Consider the following 21,482-nt stretch of genomic DNA (forward strand, 5'->3'; position numbering starts at 1 on the left):
CGCCCCGAGAGGCGGTTTTTTATTGGCTGGTTAACGGGAAGAATTAATCTTCGCTGTTACCAAAACCGGCGTTCAGCAGCTCGGCCAGGTTTGCCGTTGCTTCGTCCGCGCTAACCTGCGGTACAACTGGCACTTCGCCCAGAGCTTTACGACGGGCACGATCCTGGTGATACGCGTAACCGGTACCGGCCGGGATCAGACGACCGACGATGACGTTCTCTTTCAGGCCGCGCAGTTCATCACGTTTACCTGCAACCGCAGCTTCGGTAAGAACACGCGTCGTTTCCTGGAACGATGCCGCGGAGATGAAGGACTCGGTCGCCAAGGATGCCTTGGTGATACCCAGCAGATCGCGGCTATAGGTTGCCGTGATTTTGCCTTCAGCTTCCAGCTTGCGGTTGGCGATTTTAACGCGAGACATTTCTGCCTGCTCGCCTTCCAGGAAGTCGGTGCCGCCTGCGCTGACGATGGTACCTTTACGCAGCATCTGACGAACGATAACTTCGATGTGTTTATCGTTAATCTTAACGCCTTGCAGACGGTAAACTTCCTGCACTTCGTTGGTGATGTAACGGGTAACCGCATGCACACCACGAAGACGCAGAATGTCGTGTGGAGACTCAGGGCCGTCGGATACGACGTCACCACGTTCCACAACCTCACCCTCGAACACGTTCAGCTGACGCCATTTAGGAATCATCTCTTCGTAGGCATCGCTGCCATCCAACGGAGAAATTACCAGACGACGCTTGCCTTTGGTCTCTTTACCGAACGAGATGATCCCGCTGATTTCAGCAAGGATAGCAGGCTCTTTCGGACGACGCGCTTCGAACAGGTCGGCTACGCGTGGCAGACCACCGGTGATGTCCTTGGTACCGCTGGATTCCTGTGGAATACGCGCAAGGGTGTCACCCGGGTGGATCTGAGTCCCGTCTTCCAGCTGAACAATCGCTTTACCCGGCAGGAAGTATTGAGCAGGCATATCGGTACCCGGGATCAATACGTCGTCGCCTTTGGCATCAACGATTTTCAGTGCTGGACGCAGGTCTTTACCACCGGCGCTACGTTCTGCTGAATCCAGAACCACCAGAGAAGACAAACCGGTAAGGTCGTCTGTCTGACGGGTAATGGTCAGGGTATCTACCATGTCGGTGAAGCGGATGAAACCGCCAACTTCACTGATGACTGGCATGGTGTGCGGATCCCAGTTGGCAACGGTTTCGCCGCCGTTAACTGCCTGACCGTCACCTTTACCCATTACAGAGCCGTAAGGCACTTTATAGCTTTCTTTGGTACGACCGAATTCGTCGATCAGTTTCAGCTCGGTATTACGAGACGTGATAACCAGTTTGCCGTTAGCGTTGGTAACGTGCTTGTGGTTGCTCAGCTTGATAGTACCGGTGTTCTTGACCTGAATGCTCGATTCTGCCGCCGCACGAGATGCCGCACCACCGATGTGGAACGTACGCATCGTCAGCTGTGTACCTGGTTCACCGATTGACTGTGCTGCAATAACACCAATCGCTTCACCTTTGTTGATGATGTGACCACGTGCCAGGTCGCGACCGTAGCAGTTTGCACACACACCAAAATCGGTTTCACAGCTTACAACTGAACGCACTTTCACGGAGTCGACAGAGTTCTCTTCCAGCAGGTCACACGTCTTCTCGTGAAGCAGTGTGTTACGTGGAACAAGAATGTCCGCCGTACCCGGCTTGAGGATGTCTTCAGCCGTAACACGGCCCAGTACACGCTCGCGCAGTGGTTCTTTAACGTCGCCGCCTTCGATGACCGGAGTCATCAGAATGCCTTCGTGCGTACCACAGTCGTCTTCGGTAACTACCAGGTCCTGCGCGACGTCAACCAGACGACGAGTCAGATAACCGGAGTTAGCCGTTTTCAATGCGGTATCCGCAAGGCCTTTACGCGCACCGTGCGTGGAGATGAAGTACTGGAGTACGTTCAGACCTTCACGGAAGTTCGCGGTGATCGGCGTTTCGATGATGGAGCCGTCCGGCTTGGCCATCAGACCACGCATACCGGCAAGCTGACGAATCTGTGCGGCTGAACCACGCGCACCGGAGTCGGCCATCATGAAGATACTGTTGAAGGAAACCTGCTGCTCGACTACGCCGTCACGGTTGACAACGTCTTCTACGGACAGGTTTTCCATCATGGCCTTCGCAACACGTTCGTTGGCGGCGGCCCAGATATCGATCACTTTGTTGTAACGTTCGCCTGCGGTTACGAGACCGGACTGGAACTGCTCCTGAATCTCGGCAACTTCGGTTTCCGCTTCTTCGATGATCTCTGCTTTCTTGGCAGGGATAACCATGTCATCGATACCTACCGATGCGCCTGAACGGGCAGCGTAGGCAAAACCGGTGTACATGGTCTGGTCAGCAAAGATAACGGTCGGCTTCAGGCCCAAAATGCGGTAACAGGTGTTCAGCATTTTGGAGATAGCTTTTTACCCAGCGGCTGGTTAACGATAGAGTACGGCAGACCCGTAGGAACGATCATCCAGAGGATGGCGCGGCCGATAGTCGTATCGATAATCGAGGTACGGTGAGTCACTTCGCCTTCAGTGTTCTTGATCTCTTCTGTAATACGCACTTTTACGCGAGCATGCAGAGAGGCAAGACCGGCACGGTAAACGCGCTCGGCTTCTTTAGGTCCGGTCAACACCATGCCTTCGCCTTTGGCGTTAACACAGTCACGGGTCATGTAGTACAGACCCAATACAACGTCCTGTGAAGGAACGATGATTGGCTCGCCGTTCGCAGGTGACAGGATGTTGTTGGTAGACATCATCAGGGCACGCGCTTCCAGCTGGGCTTCAAGCGTCAGCGGAACGTGTACTGCCATCTGGTCACCATCGAAGTCGGCGTTGTATGCCGCACAAACCAGCGGGTGAAGCTGGATTGCCTTACCTTCGATCAGAACAGGTTCAAACGCCTGGATACCCAAACGGTGCAGGGTTGGTGCACGGTTCAGCAGTACCGGGTGTTCGCGGATCACTTCGTCCAGGATATCCCAGACAACCGCTTCTTCGCGCTCGACCATCTTCTTGGCGGCTTTGATGGTGGTAGCAAGACCACGCAGCTCAAGCTTGCCGTAGATGAACGGTTTGAACAGTTCCAGAGCCATTTTCTTCGGCAGACCACACTGGTGCAGACGCAGGTATGGACCTACGGTGATAACGGAACGACCTGAATAGTCGACACGTTTACCCAGCAGGTTCTGACGGAAACGACCCTGTTTACCTTTAATCATGTCTGCCAGAGATTTCAGCGGACGCTTGTTGGAACCGGTGATCGCACGACCGCGACGACCGTTGTCCAGCAAGGCATCTACCGCTTCTTGCAGCATACGTTTTTCGTTACGCACGATGATGTCTGGCGCAGCCAGATCAAGCAGGCGTTTCAAACGGTTGTTACGGTTGATCACGCGACGATAAAGATCGTTCAGATCAGACGTTGCGAAACGGCCACCGTCCAACGGAACCAATGGACGCAAGTCTGGCGGCAGTACAGGCAGCACGGTCAGGATCATCCACTCTGGCTTGTTGCCAGACTGTACGAACGCTTCCAGCAGCTTGATACGCTTGGTCAGCTTCTTGCGCTTGGTTTCGGAATTGGTTTCGTTCAGCTCTTCACGCAGCTGCTCGCACTCGGCTTCCAGATCCATGTTTTTCAACAGGGCCTGAATAGCTTCCGCACCCATCTTGGCGTCGAACTCGTCACCAAACTCTTCCAACGCGTCAAGATACTGCTCTTCAGTCAGGATCTGGCGTTTTTCGAGGTTGGTCATGCCGCCTTCGATAACCACATAGGATTCGAAGTACAGAACACGTTCGATGTCACGCAGTGGCATATCCAGCAGCAAACCGATGCGCGATGGCAAGGATTTCAGGAACCAGATGTGCGCAGTCGGTGAGGCCAGCTCGATGTGACCCATACGCTCACGGCGTACCTTGGTCTGCGTGACTTCAACGCCGCACTTCTCGCAGATAACACCGCGATGTTTCAAACGCTTGTACTTACCGCACAGGCATTCGTAATCTTTTACCGGTCCGAAAATACGGGCACAGAAAAGGCCGTCACGTTCTGGCTTGAACGTACGGTAGTTGATGGTTTCTGGCTTCTTAACTTCACCAAAAGACCAAGAACGGATCATGTCTGGCGATGCCAGAGCAATTTTGATCGCATCAAACTCTTCGGTCTTAGTTTGCGCTTTCAGAAACTTTAGTAAGTCTTTCACGGATTGGCTCCCGTCGGGTTAGACCTGTTAGGCACCTGGTCTGAATGGTATACAGGCAGGTGCCCCTGTGACCAGTGTGAATGCGAGTATGCTTTGCATACTTCAAGTTGCAGGCGCGCTGGTCGCCTTCCTGCAACTCGAAATATTGGGTGCAAACTTACTCGTCTTCCAGCTCGATGTTGATACCCAGGGAACGGATCTCTTTCAACAATACGTTGAAGGATTCCGGCATGCCCGGTTCCATACGATGATCGCCATCCACGATGTTTTTATACATCTTGGTACGGCCGTTAACGTCATCGGACTTCACGGTCAGCATTTCCTGCAGGGTATACGCGGCACCATATGCTTCAAGTGCCCACACTTCCATCTCACCGAAGCGCTGACCACCGAACTGCGCCTTACCACCCAGCGGCTGCTGAGTAACGAGGCTGTAGGAACCGGTAGAACGCGCGTGCATCTTGTCATCAACAAGGTGGTTCAGTTTCAGCATGTACATGTAGCCGACAGTAACCTGGCGCTCGAACTGCTCGCCGGTACGGCCGTCAAACAGTGTGATCTGGCCTGAAGACGGAATTCCGCCCATCTCAAGCAGTTGCTTGATTTCAGTCTCTTTGGCACCGTCGAAGACAGGTGTCGCGATTGGCATACCTTTTTTCAGGTTTTCTGCCAGACGCAGCACTTCGTCGTCGGAGAAGGTGCTCAGATCCACTTTCTGACGGACATCGTCGCCCAGATCGTACGCACGCTGGATGAACTCGCGCAGCTTGGAAACTTCTTCCTGTTTCTTCAGCATAGCATTGATTTTTTCACCAATACCTTTCGCAGCCATACCCAGGTGGGTTTCGAGAATCTGACCGATGTTCATACGTGACGGTACACCCAGCGGGTTCAGTACGATGTCGACAGGCGTGCCGTCTGCATCGTAAGGCATATCTTCGATCGGGTTGATCTTGGAGATAACACCTTTGTTACCGTGACGGCCGGCCATTTTGTCACCCGGTTGAATCTGACGTTTAACGGCCAGATACACTTTGACGATTTTCAGCACGCCTGGTGCCAGATCATCGCCCTGGGTAATCTTACGACGCTTGGCTTCGAGTTTTTTCTCAAACTCTGACTTCAGTTCGTCGTACTGTTCGGCCAGCTGTTCCAGCTGGTTTTGTTTCTCTTCGTCGGTCAGAGACAGTTCCAACCAGCGATCGCGTGGCAGTTTTGCAAGCTTCTCGGCTTCAATACCACCGGCAACCAGCGCGGAATGGATACGCGAGAACAAACCGGCTTCCAGAATCTGCAGCTCTTCAGTCAGGTCTTTCTTCGCCTGCTTCAGCTGCATGTCTTCGATTTCAAGCGCACGCTTGTCTTTTTCCACGCCATCGCGGGTGAAGACCTGCACGTCGATAATCGTACCGGAAACGCCGTTTGGCACACGCAGAGAAGAGTCTTTAACATCAGACGCTTTCTCACCGAAGATGGCGCGCAGCAGCTTCTCTTCCGGGGTCAGCTGGGTTTCACCTTTCGGCGTTACCTTACCAACCAGAATGTCGCCACCGGTCACTTCTGCACCGATATAAACGATACCTGACTCATCCAGCTTGGACAGTGCCGCTTCACCCACGTTCGGGATGTCGGCCGTGATCTCTTCCGGCCCCAGCTTGGTGTCGCGGGACACACAGGCCAGTTCCTGGATGTGGATAGTCGTGAATCGGTCTTCCTGAACAACACGCTCGGACACCAGGATGGAGTCTTCGAAGTTGTAACCGTTCCAAGGCATGAACGCGACGCGCATGTTTTGGCCCAGTGCCAGTTCGCCCAGATCCGTTGATGGGCCATCTGCCAGCACGTCGCCGCGCTCGATTGGCTCACCCAGATTCACACAAGGCATCTGGTTGATGCAGGTGTTCTGGTTGGAACGGGTGTACTTGGTCAGGTTGTAAATGTCGATCCCTGCTTCGCCCGGGTACATCTCGTCTTCGTTGACACGGATAACGATACGGGAGGCATCCACGTACTGAACGGTACCGCCACGTTTGGCAACGGCAGTAACACCGGAGTCAACCGCTACAGCACGTTCCATACCAGTACCAACCAGCGGCTTGTCGGCGCGCAGAGTAGGTACAGCCTGACGTTGCATGTTCGCACCCATCAATGCACGGTTGGCGTCATCGTGTTCCAGGAATGGAATCAGTGAAGCACCAACGGATACGATCTGCTGGGTAGATACGTCCATATAGTCAACCTGGTCGCGGCTAAACAGGCTTGATTCGCCTTTGCTACGACAGGTGACCAGGTCTTCAACAAAGTGGCCTTCTTCGTCCAGGTTGGTGTTCGCCTGGGCGATAACGAAGTTACCCTCTTCAATTGCAGACAGGTAGTTAATCTCATCGGTCACCACACCATCGCGCACACGGCGGTAAGGTGTTTCAAGGAAACCATACTCGTTGGTCTGTGCGTACACGGACAAGGAGTTGATCAGACCGATGTTTGGACCTTCCGGTGTTTCGATTGGACATACGCGACCGTAGTGGGTCGGGTGTACGTCTCGAACTTCAAAGCCGGCACGTTCACGGGTCAGACCGCCCGGGCCCAATGCAGAAATACGACGCTTGTGCGTGATTTCGGACAACGGGTTGTTCTGGTCCATAAACTGTGAAAGCTGGCTTGAGCCGAAGAACTCTTTCACCGCCGCCGAAATCGGCTTGGCGTTGATCATGTCCTGAGGCATCAGGGTGTCAAGGTCGCCAAGAGACAGACGCTCTTTAACTGCACGCTCGACACGAACCAGACCTACGCGGAACTGGTTTTCAGCCATTTCGCCAACGGAACGAATACGACGGTTGCCGAGGTGGTCGATGTCATCCACTTCGCCGATGCCGTTACGAATGCCGATCAGCTTTTTCATTACCTGAATGATGTCGTCTTTGCTCAGGATGCCTGAACCTTCGATTTCATCACGCAGCAGAGAACGGTTGAACTTCATACGACCAACAGCAGACAGGTCGTAGCGATCTTCGGAGAAGAACAGGTTCTCGAACAGGCTTTCGGCAGCTTCGCGCGTTGGCGGCTCACCAGGACGCATCATGCGGTAGATCTCGACCAACGCGCTCAGGCGATCGTTGGTTGGGTCGACACGCACGGTCTCGGACATGTAGGCGCCATGGTCGAGGTCGTTGGTGAACAGCGTTTCGATGGTCTTGTGACCGGCCTGGCTCAGTTTCGCCAGCAGATCCAGAGACAATTCCATGTTCGCAGGGACAATCAGCTCACCGGTATTGGTATCGATGTAGTCTTTGGAAACGACTTTCCCTGCGATGTACTCGACAGGAACTTCGATGCGCTGAATGTCATCTTTTTCAAGCTGACGAATATGACGTGCAGTGATGCGGCGGCCTTTTTCAACATAGACTTTGCCTTCAGCTTCGATATCGAAGGAAGCTGTTTCACCGCGCAGGCGCTCAGGTATCAGTTCCATCTGCAACTTGTTGTCGCGGATCTGATAGATAACCTTGTCAAAGAACAGGTCAAGGATCTGTTCTGTGGTGTAGTTCAGTGCACGCAGAATGATGGTCGCTGGCAATTTGCGGCGACGGTCGATACGTACAAACAGGTTGTCTTTCGGGTCGAACTCGAAATCCAGCCAGGAACCGCGGTAAGGAATGATACGTGCGTTATACAGCACTTTACCCGACGAGTGGGTTTTACCCTTATCGCTGTCGAAGAACACACCTGGACTACGGTGAAGCTGAGATACGATAACCCTCTCAGTACCGTTAATCACAAAGGTACCATTTTCGGTCATGAGCGGAATTTCGCCCATATAGACTTCTTGTTCCTTGATGTCTTTGACCGTACCTTCTGGTGCTTCGCGTTCGTAGATAACCAGACGCAGTTTCACGCGCAGTGGCGCGGAATACGTTACACCGCGGATCTGGCATTCTTTAACGTCGAACACCGGCTCACCGAGACGGTAGCTAACGTATTGCAGCTCAGAGTTTCCGCTGTAGCTCTTGATAGGAAATACGGAACGGAATGCTGCTTCCAGACCGTGCTGGCCTTCCGAGTCTTGCTCGATAAACTTCTGGAACGAGTCAAGCTGGATAGAAAGGAGATAAGGAATATCCAGAACTTGTGGACGTTTCCCAAAATCCTTACGGATGCGTTTCTTTTCGGTATAGGAGTAAACCATAGGGTTCCTCAGCTCGCTGATCAGTGACCCAATCTTGTCTGCCCGGATGGACAGTTCATGCAACACCATTTCTGTCGATCGGAAAGCGAAATACTTTCCGCAATACTCGTTTCTATCGCTCTTAAATCATTTCGTTGCGCATTATCCCTGGATGAGCCAGAGCAAGCGGCGGCAATATATTAAGTAGGTAGATAGAAATAAATATTGGAGTGGTTCAGTGGTCAAACAGTGTGAAACACCACTGACACTCTATAGCGCAAAAAGGCTGGTGACTAAAAAGTCACCAGCCATCAGTCAGTTAATTAAAACTGACTGCACTCAGAAAGCAGTGGCTTATTTAACTTCAACTTCAGCGCCAGCTTCTTCCAGAGCTTTTTTCAGTGCTTCGGCGTCGTCTTTGCTGATGCCTTCTTTCAGAGCTGCTGGTGCAGATTCAACCAGGTCTTTAGCTTCTTTCAAGCCCAGGCCAGTTGCGCCACGTACAGCTTTGATTACTGCAACTTTGTTTGCGCCGATACCTTTCAGTACAACGTCAAACTCGGTTTTTTCTTCTACAGCTTCAGCAGCGGCAGCAGGGCCAGCAGCAACAGCAGCAGCAGAAACGCCGAATTTCTCTTCCATCGCAGCGATCAGTTCTACGATTTCCATTACAGACAGAGCTGCAACGCCTTCAATGATTTGGTCTTTAGTGATAGACATTTAGATTTGTTCCTAGAAAACAGAAATAGTTTATACGTAAGCGAAACGTGACAAGAAAGGAAGTTGCTGATTAAGCAGCAGTAGCTTCTTCTTTCTGATCGCGAACAGCAGCCAGTGTGCGAACCAATTTGCCAGCAGCGGCTTCTTTCATGGTTGCCATCAGGCGTGCAACTGCTTCATCGTAAGTAGGCAGAGTTGCCAGGCGATCGATTTGACCAGCTGGGATTAACTCACCTTCAAAGGCCGCAGCTTTAACCTCGAACTTAGCGTTCGCTTTCGCGAAATCTTTGAACAAACGGGCAGCAGCGCCTGGGTGTTCATGAGAAAACGCGATCAAGGTTGGACCAACAAACGTGTCTTTCAGGCACTCGAATGGAGTACCTTCAACGACGCGGCGCATCAGGGTGTTACGAACCAACACGCATGTAAACGCCAGCTTCACGACCTGCTTTACGCAGTTCAGTCATTTTATCTACAGTAACGCCACGGGAATCCGCAACAACCGCAGACAGCGCGCCTTTGGCTACTTCGTTGACTTCAGCAACAATCGCTTGTTTGTCTTGAAGATTTAATGCCATTAGCTTTAGCTCCTGGATTTAGCCGGGGAAAATCCCCGGAACTCACATCACTTATAACCGGGATCGGAAATAAGCGTTCAAACACGGTGAGCAGAGAATCCAGCAAAACTATTCTTAAAAAGAAAAATTTTTATTCAGGCTCTGTCACCGTCTACGCAGGAAGTATTAAGTCTTTTGCAAGACTCCTGCGGTCTTGGACGGAGGCCTGGATAGGCCAGGCTCCAACCGAAAAATTCTTGGTTTCGTGTCACCGAAACGCTATCGCTTTTTACAAAACGAACGGGGGATAGATTTTAGACAAATCTATCGCCCACGTAAAGCGATAATAGCAGCTGTGCTTAATCTAACTAAAAGTTAGGCAACAGATGCTGACAGGCCGCTCTGATCAACAGCAACGCCAGCGCCCATGGTGGTGGACAGGCTTACTTTCTTGATGAACACGCCTTTTGCCTGTGAAGGCTTGGCTTTCTTCAATGCAACCAGCAGGGCTTCCAGGTTTTCTTTCAGCTTGTCAGCGTCGAAGTCAACCTTACCGATGGTGGTGTGAATGATGCCGTTTTTGTCGTTACGATAACGAACCTGACCTGCTTTGGCGTTCTTGACTGCTTCGGCAACGTTAGGAGTTACAGTACCAACTTTAGGGTTTGGCATCAGACCGCGTGGACCCAGAACCTGGCCCAGTTGACCGACAACGCGCATTGCATCTGGAGATGCGATAACAACGTCGAAGTTCATTTCGCCTTTCTTGATCTGGTCAGCCAGATCTTCCATACCTACCAGCTCTGCGCCTGCAGCTTTAGCAGCTTCGGCGTTTGCGCCCTGGGCAAATACGGCAACGCGAACGGAACGACCGGTGCCGTGTGGCAGAACGGTAGCGCCACGAACGTTTTGGTCTGATTTACGAGCGTCGATGCCGAGGTTTACGGCAACGTCAACGCTTTCTACGAATTTAGCAGTAGCCAGCTCTTTGAGCAGGGCAACAGCTTCGTTGATGTCGTACTGTTTGGTAGACTCAACTTTGTCACGGATCACGCGCATGCGCTTGGTCAGCTTAGCCATTTCTTATCCCTCTACTACCAGGCCCATGGAACGAGCGGTACCTTCGATGGAGCGAACCATTGCTTCCACGTCAGAACCAGTCATGTCCGCAGCTTTGGTTTCTGCGATTTCACGAACCTGAGCAGTCGTTACTTTACCTACTTTGTCTTTGTTCGGCTTGCCGGAACCAGACTTGATACCAGCCGCTTTCTTCAGCAGAACTGCTGCAGGAGGGGTTTTGGTAACGAAGGTGAAAGAACGGTCAGAGTAAACGGTAATAACAACAGGGATCGGCAGACCTTTCTCAATGCTTTCAGTCTTAGCATTGAACGCCTTACAGAATTCCATGATGTTAACACCTTGCTGACCCAGTGCCGGACCTACCGGTGGACTTGGGTTAGCAGCGCCGGCTGCAACTTGCAGCTTGACGTAGGCTTGTACTTTCTTTGCCATGTTAATCTTCCTCAGTTGGGTGTTAGCGCCTGTTTGAAGAGGCTCCCCGTGATATTTGATAGCTTTCGCTGTCGATACTTTGTTTAAGCATCTGTTTTACGCCCGACAGCCACATCGTCGTCAATCTCAAGGACCGACGTTCAACATTTTTGTTAGCCATAAAAACAAAAGGCGCGAAATTATAGTTTAATTTCGCGCCTCATACAACACCTGAAACCGGAGATTTTTTACCCAGTGCTCGAAAGCGTGGGCAAGGGGTTTAGCCCTTCTCGACCTGACCGAAGTCCAGCTCGACCGGAGTAGCACGGCCAAAGATGGAAACAGACACTTTCAGGCGGCTTTTTTCATAATCCACTTCTTCGACAACGCCGTTGAAGTCTGCAAAAGGACCATCGTTGACACGGACCAGTTCGCCCGGTTCGAACAGCGTTTTAGGACGCGGCTTATCGCCAACCTGCTGCAAACGGTTCATGATCGCATCAACTTCTTTGTCGCTGATAGGCGCTGGACGATCCGAAGTACCGCCAATGAAGCCCATCACACGCGGGACGCTGCGAACAAGGTGCCAGCTGGCGTCGTTCATCACCATCTGAACCAGCACGTAGCCCGGGAAGAATTTACGTTCGCTTTTACGACGCTGGCCACCGCGGATTTCAACGACTTCCTCGGTAGGAACCATGACTTCGCCAAACAGCTCTTCCATGTCGTGCAGTTTGATGTGCTCGGCCAGCGATTTCGCTACGCGGCCTTCAAAGCCAGAAAACGCCTGAACGACGTACCAACGTTTTTTAGGTGCTTCAGACATTTTAGAACCTCAAGCCAGTGATGAAGGATACCAGACGGACCAGTATACCATCCAGGCCCCAAAGAATCAGTGACATTACTGCCGTAACAGCAGCCACGATCAGTGTGGTATGCAATGTTTCCTGGCGTGTAGGCCAAATAACTTTACGTACTTCTGTACGTGCTTCGCGCGCAAACGCGACGGTTGACTTGCCTTTCATGGTCATCAGAGCCACTGCACCTGCAATAGCAATAACCACGACAACGGCCAACGCACGTAACGGCAGGCTGTATGCACGGTAATAATAGTTACCGACAATAGCTACGACCAGTAAAACGGCAACGACAATCCACTTAACCGCTTCCAGGCCGCGCCCGCTCCCTTGAGCCTCGGTATTCGCACTCATAAACCAACCCGTCACAATGAATCAGAACAAACAACTTTGCCTCGCATTGCGAGGCAAACCAAACCGATTGTAGGCGAGAACGTACACTCGGTGTTTACGCTATTTCTGAGAGCCTATCTCACCAATGATTATGACGCATAAATCGCTGATGAGATAGGTTCTGGCGTTATAGCGTAGAAAAAAGGGCATCGAATGATGCCCTTTTAGTGTGTGTTGCGTCAACGTAAAGTGACAAAAAACTATCAGCGATTAAGCGATAACTTTAGCAACAACACCTGCACCAACGGTACGGCCGCCTTCACGGATTGCGAAACGCAGACCGTCGTCCATTGCGATTGGGTGGATCAGGGTAACAACCATGTTCACGTTGTCACCAGGCATAACCATCTCGACGCCTTCTGGCAGTTCGATGGTACCGGTCACGTCAGTAGTACGGAAGTAGAACTGTGGACGGTAGCCTTTGAAGAACGGAGTATGACGGCCGCCTTCGTCTTTGCTCAGGATATACACTTCCGAGTCAAATTTGGTGTGTGGCTTGATGGAACCTGGTTTAGCCAGTACCTGACCACGTTCGATGTCTTCACGCTTGATACCACGCAGCAGAACACCTACGTTCTCGCCTGCACGACCTTCGTCAAGCAGTTTACGGAACATTTCAACACCGGTACAGGTAGACTTGACGGTGTCTTTGATACCAACGATTTCAACTTCTTCGCCAACTTTAACGATACCGCGCTCTACACGACCGGTAACAACGGTACCACGGCCGGAGATGGAGAATACGTCTTCGATTGGCAGCAGGAATGGCTTGTCGATCGCGCGCTCTGGTTCCGGGATGTAAGAATCCAGGTGACCGGCCAGCTCGATGATTTTAGCTTCCCACTCAGCGTCGCCTTCCAGTGCTTTCAGCGCTGAACCACGAACAACCGGCAGATCATCACCAGGGAAGTCGTAGGCAGACAGAAGTTCACGCACTTCCATTTCTACCAGTTCCAGCAGCTCTTCGTCATCAACCATGTCACATTTGTTCATGAATACGATGATGAAAGGAACGCCAACCTGACGACCCAGCAGGATGTGCTCGCGAGTCTGTGGCATAGGGCCATCAGTTGCAGCAACAACCAGGATAGCGCCGTCCATCTGAGCAGCACCGGTGATCATGTTTTTCACGTAGTCGGCGTGCCCTGGGCAGTCAACGTGCGCGTAGTGACGAGTCGGGGTGTCATACTCAACGTGGGAAGTGTTGATGGTGATACCACGTGCTTTTTCTTCTGGTGCGTTATCGATCTGGTCGAATGCGCGCGCAGAACCGCCGTAGGTTTTAGCCAGTACGGTGGTGATAGCAGCAGTCAGGGTAGTTTTACCGTGGTCAACGTGGCCGATAGTACCAACGTTGACGTGCGGTTTAGAACGTTCAAACTTTTCTTTAGACATCGATTGTCCCTCTGAGACACGGTTAGATCGGTGGTATCACCACATCAACCAAGCAAATGCTTGTTTGAATCAAGTTTCAGAAGAAAATCAGGGGAGAGGAATTTAGAAGTGGTGCTGATAGGCAGATTCGAACTGCCGACCTCACCCTTACCAAGGGTGCGCTCTACCAACTGAGCTATATCAGCACATCTAGTTAGTTGGAGCGGGCAGTGGGAATCGAACCCACATCATCAGCTTGGAAGGCTGAGGTAATAGCCATTATACGATGCCCGCATCCTAGAACCCGGCTACCTGATTTTTCTGAAGAACATCAAGGTGGGGACAAGGCGATGAAACACTTAATTCCGCACCTTCACCTCAAGACCCTTGCAGTTTCGTCAGAACGAATGCTTGGAACTCAAGGTTAATAATTTTTCATCTTTCACTCTGCTGGCTGGTTGATTCAGCTTTCGCTGTTTCGACCTCGCAGAGGAAGATGGTGGTGGGGGAAGGATTCGAACCTTCGAAGTCGATGACGGCAGATTTACAGTCTGCTCCCTTTGGCCGCTCGGGAACCCCACCTAATTTTTTTGCTAAGTACTTGATGGTGCCGGCTACCGGAATCGAACTGGTGACCTACTGATTACAAGTCAGTTGCTCTACCAACTGAGCTAAGCCGGCATCAAGTGCTGCGCATTCTATGGGGACTTGGCGGGGTATGCAATAAAAAAATAAAGAAAATTGTTCGTTAGCTCACGTTTTATTCAAAATGGTGTTTTTAGGTTGAATATCGTTTAAAGAGCAATCAACCGGGACGATTTTTTAGACAGCAGACAGGCATTATTTATCATCTACTGATTGTCGCGAACGTGAAAATGCCCTGCTCTTTCTTAAAAGAACAGAAAAAATATCGGGAAAACTGACTCCATCTCGCTGCCGCGCTGTGCTTTTGTTCAAAAAAACGCCATCTTTCAAGCATTTTCACAAATGCTCTACTTCAATCAAAGAATTCGCTAACTAAATAAGAAAAAGGTCTACGGCTTATAGCAAGCTGTCTATAATAGCCAGCTGGTTTACTGTCTGGAGTTGGCGTGAGCGCCTTTCCTGACCTGCGCTAACAGGCAGACTTTAACTTATGAAGAAAAGAGACTTATCTTTGGCAACCCCTTACCTACAGTTCGACAGGAAGCAATGGGCAGCCCTACGCGATTCAGTGCCATTAACGCTCAAAGAAGCGGAAATCATGAAACTGAAGGGTATCAACGAGGACCTGTCTCTTGAAGAAGTGGCGCAGATTTACCTGCCGCTTTCACGTCTACTTAATTTCTATATCAGTTCCAATCTTCGTCGCCAGGCTGTGCTCGAGCAGTTTCTCGGCACCAACGGACAGAAGATCCCCTATATTATCGGCATCGCCGGCAGCGTGGCGGTAGGCAAGAGTACGACAGCGCGCGTGTTGCAGGCCCTGTTAAGCCGCTGGCCGGAACATCGCAGTGTGGAACTGGTCACGACTGACGGCTTCCTGTATCCCAATCAGACGCTCCAGGAGCGCGGGATCATGAAGAAGAAGGGGTTCCCGCAGTCCTATGACATTCATCAGCTGGTCAAGTTTGTCTCCGAAGTTAAATCGGGGGCCAAAAATGTCAGCGTTCCGGTCTATTCGCACCTGACCTACGATGTCATCCCCGACGGCAATAAAGTGATTAACCAGCCTGACATTCTGATTCTTGAAGGTTTGAACGTCTTGCAGAGCGGAATGGATTATCCCCATGATCCGCATCGTGTATTTGTTTCAGACTTTGTTGATTTCTCTATTTATGTCGATGCGCCCGAAGATCTATTACAAAGCTGGTATATCAACCGCTTCCTGAAATTCCGACAAGGCGCGTTTTCCGATCCCGATTCTTATTTCCACCATTATTCCAAGTTGCCTGAACAAGAGGCGATTCAGATCGCAACCGGTCTGTGGAATGAAATTAATGGATTGAATTTAAAAGAAAATATCTTACCTACTCGTGAAAGAGCCAGTTTGATAATGACGAAGAGCGCCAATCACGCGGTAGAAAACGTCAGACTGCGGAAATAAATCAGGTATTATTAAGGGGCTATATTGCCCCTTATTTTTTGGCAAATTATTTAGCGGTTTATTATCTGCCGCGCAGCGATATTTCGCCGCCGATAAAAGTTTTTATTTCTCCGTCCAACTCTAATAACAGCGCGCCCTGCGGGTCTATCCCACGTTCGATGCCGTGTATTTCTTTATCGCCAATCAGCAGTTTTACCGGGCGATCGATAAAGTTATCCAGATTACGCCAACGCGGAACAAAGGATGCCAGCCCTTCCTGCTCGAATTTACGCAACGCAGCCCGTAATTCGCGCAATAGCGTCACCGTCAGTTCATTGCGATCGATGTCGATACCGGCTTCCTGCAAGTTAATCCAGCCCTGGTTAATCACATCGGGCGCGGGTTCGCGCATTCGCAGATTAATACCGGCGCCAATCACCAGATGTGCCGCATCACCGGTTTTACCCGTTAATTCAACCAGAATACCGGCCAGCTTGCGATCCTTGAGATACAAGTCGTTCGGCCATTTAACGCGAACATCGCGTGCACCGAGCTGCTGCATAACTTCGGCCGTGACAATCCCGATAACCAGACTCAGACCCATTGCCGCGGCGGGTCCCTGATCCAGCTTCCAGTACATGGAAAGATAGAGATTAGAGCCAAAAGGAGAAAACCACTGACGGCCGCGACGTCCCCTTCCCGCCTGCTGATACTCGGCGACACAGGCATCGCCCGAGCGAAGCTGACTAATGCGGTCCTGCAAATACTGGTTGGTGGAGTCGATCACGGGTAACACGTCGACATTGCCTTCCGGCAAGGCGGCCAGAATCTTGTCTTTATCCAGAAGTTGAATGGCAGCGGGAAGCTTATAGCCTTTACCGGGCACGGTGAAGATATCCAGACCCCATTCACGGGCGGTCTGAATATGTTTGTTGATAGCCGCCCGGCTCATGCCCAATTCAGTGCCCAGCTGTTCACCCGAGTGAAACTCGCCGTCGGACAAAATGGCTACAAGGCGCAGCGGAACGGTGATGTCTTTCATGACAGCGCCTCAACGGCGTTCACTTCACCTTTGGCAGAGATGAAGCGTACTTCCGGCTCCAGCCAGATAGAAAACTTCTCGGCGACCGCGTTTCTAACATGGCGGGCAAGGTTTACCACATCCTGACTAGTAGCGTTTTCCTGATTTATCAACACCAGAGCCTGTTGCTGATGCACCGCCGCCCCGCCGAGACGAAAGCCTTTTAAACCGGCCTGCTCTACCAGCCAGCCTGCCGCAAGCTTGGCTTTGCCGTCAGCCTGCGGATAAAACGGCATGGAAGGATACTGTTTCAGCAGGGTGTCGACGCTGGCTGACTCAACAAGGGGATTTTTATAGAAACTTCCCGCATTCCCGGTTTTCGCAGGATCGGGCAGTTTGCTGCGGCGCATGGCACAGACTGAGTCGAAAATCTGGCGTGGCGTGACCGTTGCAGGGTCCAGACGCGTCAAATCGCCGTAGGTCAGCTTGGGTTGCCACTGTTTTGGCAGGCGTAAACCTACGCCCACAATCGCAAAACCTTCACGGTATGCATGCTTGAAGATACTTTCACGATAGCCGAACAGGCAATCGATGGCAGCTAACCGCAGCACTTCTCCTGTATCGAGATTAAGGAGATCGACATAATCACACAGGCTTTGCAGCTCAATGCCGTAGGCACCGATATTCTGAATAGGGGCGGAACCCACACATCCAGGGATAAGCGCGAGATTTTCAAGCCCGCCGATATTGTTCTCGAGGGTGTGGCAAACCAGTTGATGCCAGTTTTCGCCTGCACCCACATGCAGCATCCATTCGCTGTCATTTTGAGTGATTTCTATGCCTTTTATCCGGTTTACGGCGACGATACCGGCAAAGTCTTCAAGGAACAAGACATTGCTCCCCTCGCCCAGCAGGAGGAGAGGTTGCTGATTTTCTTTGGCCAATTGCCAGGCTTTGGTCAGGTGCTCACTACGCGTTGCGGTGATAATTTGTGACGCCTGCGCCTCAATAGAAAAAGTATTCAGTGATTTTAATGATGTGACGGGGCTCGACATAACGCGTTTTACTCATTCGTGGCTTAATTGACTCTAGTTTACCCGATCCTGATCAGGCTGACGCGAATGTTTTTGGCGACTTATGCTCGGAAAGAGATGATATTGCGCAATAAAAAGCCCGCGTCGAGAGACGGGGGCCTTTCCCTGGGGTTTTTCATGCTTTACAGACACAAAAAAACCCCAGTCTTTCGACTGAGGTTTTTCCGTTTGTTTGATGCCTGGCAGTTCCCTACTCTCGCATGGGGAGACCCCACACTACCATCGGCGCTACGGCGTTTCACTTCTGAGTTCGGCATGGGGTCAGGTGGGACCACCGCGCTACTGCCGCCAGGCAAATTCTGTTTATTTTCACCGCCTTCCCCTACTGCGGGCCGGCCATGAAAACCAATCTTCGAACAAGCTGATAGTTAAAACTGCGTCTCTTCAAAACACCTTCGGTGTTGTAAGGTTAAGCCTCACGGGTCATTAGTACTGGTTAGCTCAATGCATCGCTGCACTTACACACCCAGCCTATCAACGTCTTGGTCTTAAACGTCCCTTCAGGGGGCTTATAGCCCCAGGGAAGACTCATCTCGAGGCAAGTTTCGCGCTTAGATGCTTTCAGCGCTTATCTTTTCCGCATTTAGCTACCGGGCAATGCCATTGGCATGACAACCCGAACACCAGTGATGCGTCCACTCCGGTCCTCTCGTACTAGGAGCAGCCCCTCTCAATCTTCCAACGCCCACGGCAGATAGGGACCGAACTGTCTCACGACGTTCTAAACCCAGCTCGCGTACCACTTTAAACGGCGAACAGCCGTACCCTTGGGACCTACTTCAGCCCCAGGATGTGATGAGCCGACATCGAGGTGCCAAACACCGCCGTCGATATGAACTCTTGGGCGGTATCAGCCTGTTATCCCCGGAGTACCTTTTATCCGTTGAGCGATGGCCCTTCCATTCAGAACCACCGGATCACTATGACCTACTTTCGTACCTGCTCGAGCCGTCACTCTCGCAGTCAAGCTAGCTTATGCCATTGCACTAACCTCACGATGTCCGACCGTGATTAGCTAACCTTCGTGCTCCTCCGTTACTCTTTGGGAGGAGACCGCCCCAGTCAAACTACCCACCAGACACTGTCCTCACCCCGGATTACGGGGCCGAGTTAGAACATCAAACATTAAAGGGTGGTATTTCAAGGTTGGCTCCACGCAGACTGGCGTCCACGCTTCAAAGCCTCCCACCTATCCTACACATCAAGGCTCAATGTTCAGTGTCAAGCTATAGTAAAGGTTCACGGGGTCTTTCCGTCTTGCCGCGGGTACACTGCATCTTCACAGCGAGTTCAATTTCACTGAGTCTCGGGTGGAGACAGCCTGGCCATCATTACGCCATTCGTGCAGGTCGGAACTTACCCGACAAGGAATTTCGCTACCTTAGGACCGTTATAGTTACGGCCGCCGTTTACCGGGGCTTCGATCAAGAGCTTCTCCTTGCGGATAACCCCATCAATTAACCTTCCGGCACCGGGCAGGCGTCACACCGTATACGTCCACTTTCGTGTTTGCACAGTGCTGTGTTTTTATTAAACAGTTGCAGCCAGCTGGTATCTTCGACTGTCTTCGGCTCGGGAAGCAAGTTCCTCCACCTAGCGACAGCGTGCCTTCTCCCGAAGTTACGGCACCATTTTGCCTAGTTCCTTCACCCGAGTTCTCTCAAGCGCCTGAGTATTCTCTACCTGACCACCTGTGTCGGTTTGGGGTACGATTCAATGTTACCTGATGCTTAGAGGCTTTTCCTGGAAGTGCGGCATCAACTGCTTCATCACCGTAGTGACTCGTCATCACGCCTCGGGGTTAAGGTGAACCGGATTTACCAGGAACACCCCCTACACGCTTAAACCGGGACAACCGTCGCCCGGCCAGCCTAGCCCTCTCCGTCCCCCCTTCGCAGTAACACCGAGTACAGGAATATTAACCTGTTTCCCATCGACTACGCCTTTCGGCCTCGCCTTAGGGGTCGACTCACCCTGCCCCGATTAACGTTGGACAGGAACCCTTGGTCTTCCGGCGTGCGGGTTTTTCACCCGCATTATCGTTACTTATGTCAGCATTCGCACTTCTGATACCTCCAGCAGACCTCACAGTCCACCTTCGACGGCTTACAGAACGCTCCCCTACCCAACAACGCCTAAGCGTCGCTGCCGCAGCTTCGGTGCATGGTTTAGCCCCGTTACATCTTCCGCGCAGGCCGACTCGACCAGTGAGCTATTACGCTTTCTTTAAATGATGGCTGCTTCTAAGCCAACATCCTGGCTGTCTATGCCTTCCCACATCGTTTCCCACTTAACCATGACTTTGGGACCTTAGCTGGCGGTCTGGGTTGTTTCCCTCTTCACGACGGACGTTAGCACCCGCCGTGTGTCTCCCGTGATAACATTCTTCGGTATTCGCAGTTTGCATCGAGTTGGTAAGCCGGGATGGCCCCCTAGTCGAAACAGTGCTCTACCCCCGAAGATGAGTTCACGAGGCGCTACCTAAATAGCTTTCGGGGAGAACCAGCTATCTCCCGGTTTGATTGGCCTTTCACCCCCAGCCACAAGTCATCCGCTAATTTTTCAACATTAGTCGGTTCGGTCCTCCAGTTAGTGTTACCCAACCTTCAACCTGCCCATGGCTAGATCACCGGGTTTCGGGTCTATACCTTGCAACTTGACGCCCAGTTAAGACTCGGTTTCCCTACGGCTCCCCTATACGGTTAACCTTGCTACAAAATATAAGTCGCTGACCCATTATACAAAAGGTACGCAGTCACACCACGAAGGTGCTCCCACTGCTTGTACGTACACGGTTTCAGGTTCTATTTCACTCCCCTCGCCGGGGTTCTTTTCGCCTTTCCCTCACGGTACTGGTTCACTATCGGTCAGTCAGGAGTATTTAGCCTTGGAGGATGGTCCCCCCATATTCAGACAGGATGTCACGTGTCCCGCCCTACTCATCGAACTCACAATCTGTGCGCTTTTGTGTACGGGAGTATCACCCTGTACCCTGCGACCTTCCAGACGCTTCCACTAACGCACAAACTGATTCAGGTTCTGGGCTGTTCCCCGTTCGCTCGCCGCTACTGGGGGAATCTCGGTTGATTTCTTTTCCTCGGGGTACTTAGATGTTTCAGTTCCCCCGGTTCGCCTCGCATGGCTATGTATTCACCATGCGATAGTGTGACGTATCACACTGGGTTTCCCCATTCGGGTATCGTCGGGTATAACGGTTCATATCACCTTACCGACGCTTTTCGCAGATTAGCACGCCCTTCATCGCCTCTGACTGCCTAGGCATCCACCGTGTACGCTTAGTCGCTTAACCTCACAACCCGAAGGTGTCTTTGCAGACGCGTTCGAAGCCGTGATTATTTGAGAGACTCTGCTGCAGGTTACTTTCCACCCAATACTTCTACGGGGGCAGATTTCAGCTGCAGCGTTTCAATTTTTCAGCTTGTTCCAGATTGTTAAAGAGCAATATCTCAAACACGACTCGT

At 51.6% G+C, this 21,482-nt stretch carries 10 protein-coding genes, 4 tRNA genes, 2 rRNA genes and 2 pseudogenes; 1 reads left to right on the top strand and 17 read right to left on the bottom strand.

The window, feature by feature from the left end; genetic code table 11:
* Positions 1 to 43: 43 nt before the first annotated feature.
* The 13 genes and pseudogenes from rpoC to O1V66_RS15920 form a co-directional block, all read right to left on the bottom strand.
* Positions 44 to 4,263, bottom strand: a pseudogene (gene rpoC / locus O1V66_RS15860) (DNA-directed RNA polymerase subunit beta').
* 157 nt (positions 4,264 to 4,420) lie between these two features.
* Complete coding sequence (gene rpoB / locus O1V66_RS15865; RefSeq protein WP_045049836.1) at positions 4,421 to 8,449, bottom strand: DNA-directed RNA polymerase subunit beta; 4,029 nt, start codon at positions 8,447 to 8,449, stop codon at positions 4,421 to 4,423.
* A gap of 333 nt (positions 8,450 to 8,782) precedes the next feature.
* Complete coding sequence (gene rplL / locus O1V66_RS15870) at positions 8,783 to 9,148, bottom strand: 50S ribosomal protein L7/L12 (RefSeq protein WP_012004743.1); 366 nt, start codon at positions 9,146 to 9,148, stop codon at positions 8,783 to 8,785.
* A 70-nt stretch (positions 9,149 to 9,218) separates the two neighbouring features.
* Positions 9,219 to 9,726 (bottom strand): annotated as a pseudogene (gene rplJ, locus O1V66_RS15875) (50S ribosomal protein L10).
* A 354-nt stretch (positions 9,727 to 10,080) separates the two neighbouring features.
* Positions 10,081 to 10,785 (bottom strand): 50S ribosomal protein L1, encoded by a 705-nt coding sequence (gene rplA / locus O1V66_RS15880; RefSeq protein ID WP_045049838.1) that lies wholly within the window; start codon positions 10,783 to 10,785, stop codon positions 10,081 to 10,083.
* A 3-nt stretch (positions 10,786 to 10,788) separates the two neighbouring features.
* Entirely contained in the window at positions 10,789 to 11,217 is a 429-nt protein-coding gene (rplK, locus tag O1V66_RS15885; protein WP_045049839.1) for a 50S ribosomal protein L11, read from the bottom strand.
* Positions 11,218 to 11,476: 259 nt separating this feature from the next.
* Complete coding sequence (gene nusG / locus O1V66_RS15890) at positions 11,477 to 12,022, bottom strand: transcription termination/antitermination protein NusG (RefSeq protein ID WP_045049840.1); 546 nt, start codon at positions 12,020 to 12,022, stop codon at positions 11,477 to 11,479.
* Position 12,023: 1 nt separating this feature from the next.
* The gene (gene secE / locus O1V66_RS15895; protein WP_045049841.1) at positions 12,024 to 12,407 is read right to left on the bottom strand and encodes a preprotein translocase subunit SecE; all 384 of its coding nucleotides are present in this window, start codon (positions 12,405 to 12,407) and stop codon (positions 12,024 to 12,026) included.
* 249 nt (positions 12,408 to 12,656) lie between these two features.
* A complete protein-coding gene (gene tuf, locus O1V66_RS15900) occupies positions 12,657 to 13,841 on the bottom strand; it encodes an elongation factor Tu (RefSeq protein ID WP_269127902.1) in 1,185 nt (394 codons plus the stop codon).
* Positions 13,842 to 13,950: 109 nt separating this feature from the next.
* A tRNA-Thr gene (locus O1V66_RS15905) sits at positions 13,951 to 14,026 on the bottom strand.
* Between the two features lie 13 nt (positions 14,027 to 14,039).
* Positions 14,040 to 14,114, bottom strand: a tRNA-Gly gene (locus tag O1V66_RS15910).
* A gap of 203 nt (positions 14,115 to 14,317) precedes the next feature.
* Positions 14,318 to 14,402: transfer RNA gene (locus tag O1V66_RS15915), tRNA-Tyr, on the bottom strand.
* Between the two features lie 23 nt (positions 14,403 to 14,425).
* Positions 14,426 to 14,501 (bottom strand) — tRNA-Thr (locus tag O1V66_RS15920).
* Between the two features lie 454 nt (positions 14,502 to 14,955).
* On the opposite strand from O1V66_RS15920, the gene coaA reads away from it, so the two are divergent.
* Positions 14,956 to 15,906 carry a type I pantothenate kinase gene (gene coaA / locus O1V66_RS15925; protein ID WP_045049875.1) on the top strand — a complete coding sequence of 317 codons (951 nt, stop codon included), beginning with the start codon at positions 14,956 to 14,958 and terminating at the stop codon, positions 15,904 to 15,906.
* Between the two features lie 61 nt (positions 15,907 to 15,967).
* On the opposite strand, the gene birA is transcribed toward coaA, so the two are convergent.
* From birA to O1V66_RS15945, 4 genes are all read right to left on the bottom strand, one after another.
* Entirely contained in the window at positions 15,968 to 16,927 is a 960-nt protein-coding gene (gene birA, locus O1V66_RS15930) for a bifunctional biotin--[acetyl-CoA-carboxylase] ligase/biotin operon repressor BirA (protein ID WP_045049874.1), read from the bottom strand.
* Positions 16,924 to 17,961 (bottom strand): UDP-N-acetylmuramate dehydrogenase, encoded by a 1,038-nt coding sequence (gene murB, locus O1V66_RS15935; RefSeq protein ID WP_045049873.1) that lies wholly within the window; start codon positions 17,959 to 17,961, stop codon positions 16,924 to 16,926. The genes birA and murB overlap by 4 nt, the downstream gene beginning before the upstream one ends.
* 216 nt (positions 17,962 to 18,177) lie before the next feature.
* Positions 18,178 to 18,293, bottom strand: a 5S ribosomal RNA gene (rrf, locus tag O1V66_RS15940).
* Positions 18,294 to 18,405: 112 nt separating this feature from the next.
* A 23S ribosomal RNA gene (locus tag O1V66_RS15945) occupies positions 18,406 to 21,310 on the bottom strand.
* Positions 21,311 to 21,482 lie beyond the last annotated feature (172 nt).

The sequence above is a fragment of the Rouxiella chamberiensis genome, from assembly GCF_026967475.1.
Taxonomy (GTDB): domain Bacteria; phylum Pseudomonadota; class Gammaproteobacteria; order Enterobacterales; family Enterobacteriaceae; genus Rouxiella; species Rouxiella chamberiensis.